The 10,649-nt window shown below is 65.1% G+C and carries 14 protein-coding genes and 1 tRNA gene; 3 read left to right on the top strand and 12 right to left on the bottom strand.

Going from position 1 to position 10,649, the window contains the following annotated elements:
* Positions 1 to 163: 163 nt before the first annotated feature.
* The 6 genes from argC to Q7V15_RS12615 all read right to left on the bottom strand — a co-directional run bounded on the left by argC (position 164) and on the right by Q7V15_RS12615 (position 4,270).
* Complete coding sequence (argC, locus tag Q7V15_RS12590) at positions 164 to 1,153, bottom strand: N-acetyl-gamma-glutamyl-phosphate reductase (RefSeq protein WP_304756003.1); 990 nt, start codon at positions 1,151 to 1,153, stop codon at positions 164 to 166.
* 90 nt (positions 1,154 to 1,243) lie between these two features.
* Positions 1,244 to 1,714, bottom strand: coding sequence for a 30S ribosomal protein S9 (gene rpsI / locus Q7V15_RS12595; RefSeq protein ID WP_293317302.1), 471 nt, complete (start codon positions 1,712 to 1,714; stop codon positions 1,244 to 1,246).
* A gap of 5 nt (positions 1,715 to 1,719) precedes the next feature.
* Entirely contained in the window at positions 1,720 to 2,193 is a 474-nt protein-coding gene (gene rplM / locus Q7V15_RS12600; RefSeq protein ID WP_304756004.1) for a 50S ribosomal protein L13, read from the bottom strand.
* 160 nt (positions 2,194 to 2,353) lie between these two features.
* Positions 2,354 to 2,782 carry a BLUF domain-containing protein gene (locus Q7V15_RS12605; RefSeq protein WP_304756005.1) on the bottom strand — a complete coding sequence of 143 codons (429 nt, stop codon included), beginning with the start codon at positions 2,780 to 2,782 and terminating at the stop codon, positions 2,354 to 2,356.
* Positions 2,783 to 2,792: 10 nt separating this feature from the next.
* Positions 2,793 to 3,506: a GTP cyclohydrolase I gene (gene folE / locus Q7V15_RS12610; protein WP_304756006.1), complete on the bottom strand. Its 714-nt coding sequence runs from the start codon at positions 3,504 to 3,506 to the stop codon at positions 2,793 to 2,795.
* A gap of 107 nt (positions 3,507 to 3,613) precedes the next feature.
* Entirely contained in the window at positions 3,614 to 4,270 is a 657-nt protein-coding gene (locus Q7V15_RS12615; RefSeq protein WP_304756007.1) for a 2-hydroxychromene-2-carboxylate isomerase, read from the bottom strand.
* A 157-nt stretch (positions 4,271 to 4,427) separates the two neighbouring features.
* On the opposite strand from Q7V15_RS12615, the gene Q7V15_RS12620 reads away from it, so the two are divergent.
* The gene (locus Q7V15_RS12620; RefSeq protein ID WP_304756008.1) at positions 4,428 to 5,837 is read left to right on the top strand and encodes an alkaline phosphatase PhoX; all 1,410 of its coding nucleotides are present in this window, start codon (positions 4,428 to 4,430) and stop codon (positions 5,835 to 5,837) included.
* 10 nt (positions 5,838 to 5,847) lie between these two features.
* On the opposite strand, the gene Q7V15_RS12625 is transcribed toward Q7V15_RS12620, so the two are convergent.
* Entirely contained in the window at positions 5,848 to 6,879 is a 1,032-nt protein-coding gene (locus Q7V15_RS12625) for a COX15/CtaA family protein (RefSeq protein ID WP_304756009.1), read from the bottom strand.
* Between the two features lie 165 nt (positions 6,880 to 7,044).
* Between Q7V15_RS12625 and Q7V15_RS12630 the strand changes: the two genes are divergently transcribed.
* Both Q7V15_RS12630 and Q7V15_RS12635 read left to right on the top strand, forming a co-directional pair.
* A complete protein-coding gene (locus Q7V15_RS12630; RefSeq protein ID WP_304756010.1) occupies positions 7,045 to 7,293 on the top strand; it encodes a GlsB/YeaQ/YmgE family stress response membrane protein in 249 nt (82 codons plus the stop codon).
* A gap of 67 nt (positions 7,294 to 7,360) precedes the next feature.
* On the top strand, positions 7,361 to 7,558 hold the full coding sequence (locus Q7V15_RS12635) for a DUF2842 domain-containing protein (protein ID WP_304756011.1): 198 nt from the start codon (positions 7,361 to 7,363) through the stop codon (positions 7,556 to 7,558).
* Between the two features lie 47 nt (positions 7,559 to 7,605).
* Here the strand turns inward: Q7V15_RS12635 and Q7V15_RS12640 are convergent.
* The 5 genes from Q7V15_RS12640 to plsX form a co-directional block, all read right to left on the bottom strand.
* Positions 7,606 to 7,682 (bottom strand) — tRNA-Pro (locus Q7V15_RS12640).
* A 59-nt stretch (positions 7,683 to 7,741) separates the two neighbouring features.
* Positions 7,742 to 8,149, bottom strand: a complete 408-nt coding sequence (locus Q7V15_RS12645; RefSeq protein ID WP_304756012.1) for a MerR family transcriptional regulator — start codon at positions 8,147 to 8,149, stop codon at positions 7,742 to 7,744.
* 3 nt (positions 8,150 to 8,152) lie between these two features.
* The gene (locus Q7V15_RS12650) at positions 8,153 to 8,461 is read right to left on the bottom strand and encodes an integration host factor subunit alpha (protein ID WP_300578845.1); all 309 of its coding nucleotides are present in this window, start codon (positions 8,459 to 8,461) and stop codon (positions 8,153 to 8,155) included.
* 90 nt (positions 8,462 to 8,551) lie between these two features.
* A complete protein-coding gene (locus tag Q7V15_RS12655) occupies positions 8,552 to 9,532 on the bottom strand; it encodes a beta-ketoacyl-ACP synthase III (protein ID WP_304756013.1) in 981 nt (326 codons plus the stop codon).
* 1 nt (position 9,533) lies between these two features.
* A complete protein-coding gene (gene plsX, locus Q7V15_RS12660) occupies positions 9,534 to 10,589 on the bottom strand; it encodes a phosphate acyltransferase PlsX (protein WP_304756014.1) in 1,056 nt (351 codons plus the stop codon).
* Positions 10,590 to 10,649 lie beyond the last annotated feature (60 nt).

Consider the following 10,649-nt stretch of genomic DNA (forward strand, 5'->3'; position numbering starts at 1 on the left):
CCACGAGTCGACATGCGGCGCGTGAGTCATGAGCAGGAAACCCTCGTAAGCGTCAGACTGCGACCGCGCCAGACTGCGCGCGCGAGGTTAAGCACTGATTGCAAAGGTCGCCGCCCGCGTCCTGCGGTCGGCGAAAATGCGATGATCGTCAGGTCGTCATTCCCTAGGCCAGGCTCAATCCGGCGGCCTCGTCGAGACCCAGCATCAGGTTGAGGTTCTGCACGGCCGCGCCCGAAGCGCCCTTCCCCAGATTGTCCAGCACGGCCATCAGCCGCGCCTGACCCTGGCTCTCATCAGCAAAGACATAGAGGCGCAGGCTGTTGGAGCCATTCAACGCCTCGGGATCCAGGGCCTGGACATAGCCAGCCGCCCCCGCCCGAGCCTGACTCAGCTGAGCGATCTCCAGGTCGGTGGCGACCTGAACAAACCTTTCCCCGGCATAGGCCTCCGAAAGGGCTGCGCGCAGATCGTCCGCCTTTGGTCGTCCAGGCAAGGCCCAGAGCGCAACGGGCGCCTCCACGATCATCCCCTGGGCGTAGCGTCCGACCGCCGGCGAGAAGATTGGCGGATGGGCAAGTCCGGTATAGGCGACCATTTCTGGCAGATGTTTGTGGGCCAGGGTCAGGCCATAGGGCCGAAAGGCGTCGGCTGTGCCGGCCGCCGGTCGCGCCTGTTCGAACTCCTCAATCAACCCCCTGCCGCCGCCTGAATAGCCTGAGACCCCATGCACGCTGAGCGCAGCCTCAGGCGGAATCAGACCGGCCCGGACGAGGGGCGCCACCAGGGCGATGAACCCGGTGGACCAGCAACCAGGATTGGTGACCCGCTTCGCCGTGGCGATCGTCTCACGATGCCCCGGCGCCAGTTCTGGAAACCCGAAGGCCCAGCCCGCCGCGGTCCTGTGGGCTGTTGAGGGGTCGATCACCCGGACCTGGGGATTGACGATCATGCTCACCGCCTCGCGGGCGCCGTCGTCGGGCAGGCAGAGAATGGCCACATCGACGCTGTTCAACAGCTCGGCTCGGGCGTCGGCGTCCTTCCGCCGCGCCGGGTCGATGGACACCACCTCGAGATCGCGCCGGTCCGCCAGCCGCTGCCGGATCTGCAGACCCGTGGTGCCGGCCTCGCCGTCAATGAAGATCTTATGGGCCATGGTCGTCTCCCGCTTGGGACGATGGACAAGAAAAAGGGCGCTCCGGATCCCCGAAGCGCCCCATTTCGCATACGCGGTGTTCGCGTGCGACTAGCGCTTCGAGAACTGGAAGCTACGGCGGGCCTTGGCCTTGCCGTACTTCTTACGCTCGACGACACGGGAGTCGCGGGTCAGGAAGCCATGCGGCTTCAGGACCGGACGCAGGCCCGGCTCGTAATAGGTCAGCGCCTTGGCGATGCCGTGACGGACCGCGCCGGCCTGGCCCGACAGGCCCGAACCCTTGACGGTGACGATGACATCGAACTGACCCAGACGGTCAGCGATCTCCAGCGGCTGGGCGATCATCATGCGCAGCACGGGGCGCGCAAAATAGATCTCCTGGTCGCGGCCATTGATGGTGATCTTGCCCTTGCCGGGCTTGATCCACACCCGGGCCACGGCGTTCTTGCGCTTACCGGTGGCGTAGGAGCGGCCATACTGGTCGATGACCGGCTCGCGGGGGGCCGATTCGGGGTTGGACGAGAGGCTTTGCAGGGCCTCGAAACCTTGGGTCTCGGACATGGGCCTCAGGCGCTCCGCACGTTCTTGGCGTTCATCTCGGCGAACGCGATGGTCTCGGGGTTCTGGGCGGCGTGCGGATGTTCAGCGCTCGTATAGATGCGCAGGTGAGTCATCTGCTTGCGGGCCAGGGGGCTTTCCTTGGGGAGCATGCGCTCCACGGCCTTTTCCAGGATGCGCTCGGGGAACTTGCCGCCGAGGATCTTGTCCGCGGTCCGTTCCTTAATGCCGCCCGGATGGCCGGTATGCCAATAGTAGACCTTGTCGGTCAGCTTCTTGCCGGTGAACTTCACCTTGTCGGCGTTGACGACGACGACATAGTCGCCGCAATCGACGTGCGGGGTGTAGTCGGGCCGATGCTTGCCGCGAAGACGCATGGCGATGAACGAGGCGAGGCGGCCGACCACGGCGTTCTCAGCATCGATCACGATCCACTTCTTCTCGACCTCGGCGGGCTTCAAAGAAGCCGTGGTCTTCATCATGGGGACGATCCGTAAGTTGCGACGGCGGCAAGGCGCCGGCGACGTGAGGCGCGGCATGTACGTGTCGGGCGCCGACTTGTCAACACAGACTGGTCGGAAACCCTTATAAATCACGGCCCGCAGGGCTGAGGTATTATATTACCTCGCTCGCCCTGGCGGGCTAATCCCCACGCTTGATGATCGACGCCGTGGCCACCAGATCATTCAACAGGGACAGGGTTGCGGCCCCGGAACACTCGAAGGGGTCAAACTCGAGCCGGCGGAAATATTTCAGCACTAGGGACGGGTTGAGCTTCTTGATGCTCACCTGCCCCATGGTCCAGTTGCCGAACTGTCGCTCGGAGATCTCTTCATAGGAGAGCATCCGCACATTCTGGTGGCGCTCGTCGCGGACGATGGCGTTGTAGAGGTCACAAACCTCGTCGCGCCCCCCCTCGATCACCTGGATGAACAGGTTGTCGGAGACGCAGAGCAGGCCGGTGATGCCCAGGGCCGGATTGTTCTTCCGGGACTGATCCAGAATGCGGTCCAGTTCAGCCCCCTGCAGGGCGGCTGAAGGACGGCTGGCATAGAGACAGCGGACGAGCATGGCGCCTTACCTACTTGCTGGACTTGATCAGCGAGAGAAACTCGCTGCGCAGGGTGTGGTCCTTCAGGAACGACCCCCGCATGACGCTGTTGGTCATCTTGGTTTCAGTGTCCTTGACCCCGCGCCAGTGCATGCAGAAGTGGTCGGCTTCCATCACCACGGCCAGGCCGTCCGGACGCACCTTCTCCATCAGCAGTTCAGCCATCTGGGTGATGGCTTCCTCCTGAATCTGTGGGCGGGACATCACCCATTCGGCCAGGCGGGAATATTTCGACAGGCCGATCAGGTTGGAGTGCTCATTGGGCATCAGGCCAACCCACAGGCGCCCCATGATTGGACAGAAATGGTGGCTGCAGGCGCTTCGCACCGTGATCGGCCCGACGATCATCAGTTCGTTCAGGGCCGCGGCATTGGGAAACTCGGTCACCGGCGGCGCCTCGGCATAGCGCCCGCGGAACACCTCGGTGAGGTACATCTTGGCCACCCGGCGGGCGGTGTCCTGAGTGTTGTGATCGCTATCGATGTCGATCACCAGGCTGTCCAGCACGGAGCGGAACTTGCCCTCGACCTCATCCAACAAGGCTTCAAGCTCGCCAGGCTCCAGGAAGGCGGCGATGTTGTCATTGGCGTAGAAGCGCTTGTTTGACGACTTCAGCCGCGCCCGGATCCGGGCCGAAACGGGCAGTTGCTCCGACACGCCGGAGGGCGGAGAGGAATCGCTCATGTACCGTCTGTCAAAAAGTGAGGCCGCATCTGGGCCAGGGTGGCGCCACAGGCCGCCCCAGCCAGACTGTAACAGGTCCGGCGAACCCGCCTACCTGCTTGTGGCGCCTATCGCCCCCTCGGGGTCAGCCCACGTTGCTCCAGGCGCCATTTGAACTGATCAAAACGGTCCTGGCCAAAAAACGGCTCGCCGTTGAACGCGATCATGGGCACGCCATAGTGACCGGCCTGGCGCTGGGCGACCTGATTGGCCTCGACCACCGCGTCGAGGCGGGCGGCGTCTCCGTCCACCGCGGCGGCCAGGTCCACCGGATCAAGCCCCGCACGCTCGGCCGCCCGGTCAAGATGGTCGCCCTCGTGCCAGTTCTCGACATCGCCGCCCCAGATGACCCGACTGACCTCCGTCAGATAGGCCAGACCTGCGCCCCGTTCAGCGGCGGCGACCCCGAGCTGAGTCAGGCGGTGGATATGCGGCTGATCCTTGGGATAGGTCCGCGTGGCCATGTCCATATAGACCGGGTCCGGGCGCGGCCATCCGAAGGGCAGACCCAGGAAAGCCGCCTCGCGATGGATGTCCGTCAGAAAGTAGCTGAACCAAAGAGGGTCGCGGGTCTCAAAGAACTCCGGCGTGCGGACCGCAAGCGGATAGACCGGACGGATCACGCCCTTCACGTCATAGGCCGCCTCAAGCGCCGTCAAACGTGGGGTGATCATGTAGGAATAGGGTGAGCGGAAGGACCAATAGAGGTCATAGGTCAGGGTCACGGTGAGCCTCCAAAGGACGCGGTTGGTGCGGCGCTCTCAAATATATTGACACGATATATGTCATATCGCGCCCGTCCAATGCCGATTTGACCAGCGTCATCACAACGCCGCAGCTTTTTGCGTATGATGGTTGGAAACCCTCTTGAGACCAGACCCCATGCCCCTTCACCGTCGCGCCCTGCTGGGCGCCGCCGCGGCCGGCGCGGCCTTCTCCGGCTACGCCTTGCGCGCCGAGGCCCAGCCCGGCTCAGAGACCTATCTCAATGAGGTCTATGGCTACGGGGCGCTGAAGCCCGACCCGTACAAGATCCTCGACCTGCCTGAGGGCTTTTCCTACCGGGTGATCTCACACGCCGGCCAGACGATGGATGACGGCTTTTTCGTGCCCTACAAGGCCGATGGCATGGGCGCCATCCCCCTGGGGGGAAGCAAAATCGCCCTGCTGCGTAACCACGAACTTGGTCCCAGGGACCTGAACTATGGTCCCCTTGGCCATGGTCGAAAGCTGGCCGACCGACTGAAGCCGGGACAGGCCTATGATGTCGGCGCCGACGGCTTTCCCCTCGGCGGCGGGGTCACGACCCTGATCTACGACCTCAAGAGCCAGAGGCTTGAGAGCCAGCACCTCAGCCTGACCGGGACCCTGGTCAACTGCGCTGGCGGCGTGACGCCCTGGGGCTCCTGGCTGACCTGCGAGGAAACCACCCTGTCTCCCAAGGCGGGCCTCGGCAAAGACCATGGGTGGGTGTTCGAGGTGCCCGCGCGGTCCAAGGGTCTGGTGGCCCCCGTCCCCCTTAAGGCCCTGGGTCGGTTTCAGCATGAGGCCGCCGCCGTCGATCCGGCCAACGGCGTCATCTATCTGACCGAGGACTCCTTCGACTCCAAGGGCCTGTTCTATCGCTTCCTGCCCAATGACCGGCGCAACCCCGCCAAGGGCGGCCGACTCCAGACCCTGGGCTTTGTCGACGCGCCGGAGGGCGGCGACGCCCGAAACATGAAGGGCTCCGAACCCAGCTGGAAGGTTGGCGACCGCAAGGCCTGCGCCTGGATTGACGTAGTCGGCGCGGACAATCCCGATGAGGACCTGCGCCTGCGGATGCAGGCGGCTGGGGCGGCCTTCGTCGGCCGCGGCGAGGGGATTTTCTGGAGCCCAGAGGGTGTCTATTTCACCTGCACATCGAGCGGACCGGCCGGCCACGGCCAGGTGCTGCGCTATATCCCCAGCCCGCAGGAAGGCCAGGCTGGAGAGGCCGACGCCCCGGGCCAACTGGAGCTGTTTGTCGAGCCGAGCGACTCCCGCGTGATGGATTTCGCCGACAATCTGGCGATCGCACCGTGGGGGCACATGTTCGCCTGCGAGGACCGCTATTCTGAAACCCTGCGCAACCATCTGAAGGGGATCACGCCCGATGGGCGGGTCTATACGATCGCCCGCAACGTCTTCGAGGGGAACGCCGAACTGGCCGGCGCCTGCTTCTCGCCCGACGGCTCCACCTGCTTTGTGAACATCTACTGGCCCGGGCTGACCCTGGCCATCACCGGACCCTGGGCCAGCTTCCGGGCCTGACCCTCCGGCCCTAGACCCGGCGGACCCGCCAAGCGAAGGCCGTCGCCAGACCCAGTACGACCGCGGCCAGGAACTGGTGGATCATGCTCAGCCACAGGGGCGCCACGAGCATCAAGGTGGCGATTCCCAGCACCACCTGCAGAAGGGTGGCGTGCGTGGTGGCCATCATCAGTCGCTTGGCCGGCGGCGGCACATAGTTGGTGCGGCGGGCGCTGATGGCCATCCAGATCACCGCCACTGTCAAGACATAGCCGGCGAGGCGGTGGTGCAGCTGAACGGCGCCCTGGCTGTGAGCGATGGTCCCCCAGAGCCCATCCCCGCCGTAGTCCCGAGGAAACAACGTCCCGTTCATCATCGGCCAGTCGTTATAGACCTGCCCCGCGTCATTGCCGGCCACCAGGGCGCCCAGCAGAATCTGCAGAAAGATCAGCCCCATCAAGCCCAGGGCGAGGATGCTCCAGGGGCTGGGCAGGGACTGTCGCGCCTCCCCCCGCCAGGCGTCCAACGCCGTCCAGATCAAGGCTGAGAACAGGATGAAGGCCAGGCCCAAGTGGACCATGAGCCGCTCTGGAGCCACCGAGACCCGTTCGGACAGGCCGCTGGAGACCATCCACCAGCCGATGGCGCCCTGCAGACCGCCAAGGGCGAACAGGGCCACGCACCGCAGGATCAGGCGCTTGGGGATCTCCTTGCGGATCAGGAAGACGGCGAATGGCAGGGCGTAGACCAGGCCCACGAGGCGGCCCAGGAAGCGGTGCGCCCACTCCCACCAGTAGATGACCTTGAACTCGTCCAGGCTCATGCCGCGGTTGACCATCTGGTACTGCGGAATCTGTCTGTACTTGTCGAACTCGGCCGCCCAGTGCGCATCGGACATGGGCGGCAAGGCGCCGGTCACCGGCTTCCATTCGGTGATGGACAGGCCTGAGTCCGTCAGGCGCGTGGCCCCACCGACGACGACCATGACAAGAACAAGGGCGGCGACGATGGCGAGCCAGATGGCGACCGGCGTCGACCGGTCCGAACGCAGGAACGAGGTCATTGCGGCGAGATCGCGCCTCTTTGGGGTTTAAGTTGGGCATGGGCTAAAGCACCGGAGGGGTTCCGTCCATGCATGGTCGCCCTTGTAACCCTGTCTGGAACCTCGCAAGCTTGACCGCATTGTGAGGGGGCGGCGACCCGCGCCGTGACAGGGAGAGACCTCAATATGAGCGGCGTTGGAATCCTCGGCGCGATCATCATCGGCATCTTCGCCGGCTGGATCGCGGAGAAAGTCATGAAGCGCAACCATGGCCTCTTCACCAATCTGGTGGTGGGTCTGGTCGGCGCATTGATCGGCGGCTTCATCGCCAGCGCCATCAACTTTCCCTTCGATGGCTTCATCGGCAGCCTGATCGTCTCGACCATCGGCGCCATCCTTCTTCTGGCGATTGTCGGCCTGATCCGGCGGAAGTGACAGTCACCGGCGGCGCGCCCTATATAGGGTTGCGCCGCCAGGGCGCCATTCGTCTCACGAGGACTCGATGAGCGCCCGCCTGCGAAAACTGCTTGGATTGTTCGGGATGGTCGCGTTTGTCGCGGCCTACGCCGTCGCGGCGGTGGCGATCGGCGAGCGTCTGCCCGATGTCCTGTGGGTTCAGGCGGTGTTTTTCGCGGTGGCGGGACTGGCCTGGGGCATCCCCATCCTGCCCCTCATCAGCTGGATGAACCGCGGCGGCTGAGGCCAAGCCCTGTCATGTGACATGTTCGACCTCGTCCAATCGGACGATGGTCGGAGCGGCGGGATTCGAACCCACGACCCCTTGACCCCCAGTCAAGTGCGCTACCAGGCTGCGCTACGCTCCGTCGCCAGCGGCGAGGTCGCGTCTTATAGGCGGGCGCCCCGCGCCCGGCAACCCGCAAAGTCAGGCTGGATCGCCGCTCTCTGCAAGACAGCTGTCCAGACGAGACTTGGCCGCTTCGAGCGTCTCCAGAACCGCCTGAAGCCGCAGGTGAGACTCGCGATCAAGTGGGGGGTCCGCCGCGGCGGAGGCTTCCAGATCGGAGCCCGCCTCGGTCAGCAGACGGCGAAGCCCCTGGTCCTTGTGGAGTTTCTGGACGCCCTTGATTGTGTAGCCTTCATCATGCAGCAGACGGCGTACGCCCTGCAGCACGGCGATATCCTGGGGGCGGTAGAACCGCCGGCCGCCAGCCCGCTTCATCGGGCGAATAAAAGAGAATTTGGTCTCCCAGAACCTCAGCACGTGCTGAGGCACGTCAAGCTCCTCGGCGGCTTCCGAAATCGTCCGGAAGGCTTCGGGGCTCTTGGCCACGGCCTAGTCTTCCTCGGCGAGCGCCTTGTCGACCCTCGCCTTCATCACCTGGGAGGCGCGGAAGCCGATCACCCGACGAGGTTCGATCGCCGCCGGTTCGCCGGTCTTGGGGTTGCGGCCCATCCGCGCGCGCTTGGCGCGAACCTGAAAGACGCCGAAACCAGACAGTTTGACCTGCTCACCCGCTTCCAGGGCCTGGATCATCAATTCCAGGGTGCGCTCCACCAGGGTGGCGCAATCTTGCCGGGACAGGCCCACCTCATCATGGACCGCCTCGCAAAGATCAGCCCGCGTCAATGTCGAGCCCTTCATACGCACCCCGCCCCGGACAACTATGAAGCCCCCTCATGCCGTGATTGTCGGGCAAGGTCAAAGGGTTCCAGTCCAGTTTTGAGAGTCCGCTCAGATGCGGAGCACACAGGCGCCCCAGGTGAGGCCGCCGCCCATGGCTTCCAACAGAATCAGATCCCCCGCCTTGATCCGCCCGTCCGCCACGCCCACCGACATGGCCAGGGGAATCGACGCGGCTGAGGTGTTGGCATGCTCGGCCACAGTGGTGATGACCTTTGATTCGTCGATGCCCAGGCGCCGGGCCACGCCCTCCAGGATCCGCATATTGGCCTGATGCGGGACAAACCAGTCGACCTCGGCCACCTCCACCCCAGCATCGGCGGCCGCGGCGGTCACAGCCTCGGAGATGTTCACCACCGCATGACGGAAGACCTGATTGCCCTGCATCCGGAGCTTGCCGACCTCGCCATTGGTCGAGGGGCCGCCGTCTACATAGAGCAGGTCCTGTTTGGTCCCGTCGGCCCGAAGGGCGAAGCCCAGAAGGCCGCGATCATCGGTGGTTCCCTGCCCGTCCACAGGCTCAAGGACCACCGCCCCGGCGCCATCGCCAAACAGAACGCAGGTGCCCCGGTCCGTCCAGTCCATCAGGCGGGTCATCATCTCCGCCCCGATCACCAGAGCGCACTGGCTGCGACCGCGCGCGACAAATCCGTCGGCGACCGACAGGGCGTAGACAAAGCCGGAGCAGACCGCCTGAATGTCGAAGGCGATGCCCACCGGGCAGCCCAGCTTGCGCTGAACGATGGCTGCTGTGGCCGGAAAGGTCAGGTCTGGGGTCGTCGTGGCGACGATGATGAGGTCGACCTCATCAACCGTTCGCCCAGCGGCGGCGAGGGCGCGACGGGCGGCTTCCACCGCAAGGTCGGACACCGCCTGATCTGGGCCCGCCCGACGGCGCATCTGGATGCCGGTCCGCTCGCGGATCCACTCGTCGCTGGTGTCCACGAATTTTGCGAGGTCATCATTGGTGACGATCTCGTCTGGAAGATAGCCTCCGACGCCGGTGACGGCGCTGCGACGAACGGAACTCAACTCACTCGCCTCCCTGATCCGCCGTAACGGCCGCCGGACGGGCGCCGAACCCCAGCCGTATCATGCTTCGTGTGATCTCCGCGGCGAAGCCGCTACGCGCCAGGTCGGCCGCCACCTGGATGGCGTCGGCGAAATCCCGGGCCTCGGCGCCGCCATGGCTTTTCACCACCACGCCATTGAGGCCAAGCAAAGGCGCCGCCGCCGGCGGGCTCAGCCTCTCGCGGAAGGCGAGAAGGGCTTTCCGGGCCATCAGGGCCCCAAGCTTGGCGCCCAGGGACGAGGTCAGGGCGGCTCTCAGCTCACCCGATATGAACTTGGCCACGCCCTCGGCGGTCTTTAGGGCGACATTGCCGGTAAAGCCGTCGGTGACGACCACGTCGACCACGCCGCGGGTCAGATCGTCACCCTCCACGAACCCGTAATAGTTGAGGCCGACGCCGCCTTCCCGCAGGATCCGGTGGGCCTCACGGACCTCCTCGTGCCCCTTGATGTCCTCTGAGCCCACGTTCAGCAGGCCGATCGTCGGCCGTTCCACCCCATGGGCCGCCCGGTGGAACGCCTCACCGAGGATGGCGAACTCCACCAGCCGCGCGGCATCGCAATCCACATTCGCCCCGACGTCGAGCACAGTGGTGAAGCCCCGGGCGGTGGGCCAACTGGCGGTGAGGCACGGTCGGTCCAGATCGGCGCTCATGCGTAGGATCAGCTTGGAGATGGCCATCAAGGCGCCGGTGTTGCCGGCTGAGACGGCGCCCCCCGCCTCCCCCAGCTTCACGGTCTCCACCGCATTCCACATGCTTGAGCCCTTGCCGCGACGAAGAGCGGTGGCCGGCTTCTCGTCGCTGGCCACCACCTTGTCGGTGTGGCGCACCTCCACCCGGTCCGCCAACTCAGGCAGACGCGCAAGCTCGGCCTCAATGGCTCCAGCATCCCCATGGGCCAGGAACCTCGCGCCGGTCCCCAGGCGTCGGGCGGCAAGGCCCAAGGCTGGGATGGTGACGGCCGGGCCGTGATCGCCGCCCATGGCGTCGATCGAAATAGTGACCGATTGGCTCACGATGTGGTCTCTGCCCCATACCGCTGACCGGAGCCGGCCGCAGAAACGGCCTCCGGCGAG

The sequence above is a fragment of the Phenylobacterium sp. genome (assembly GCF_030651755.1).
Lineage (GTDB): Bacteria > Pseudomonadota > Alphaproteobacteria > Caulobacterales > Caulobacteraceae > Phenylobacterium.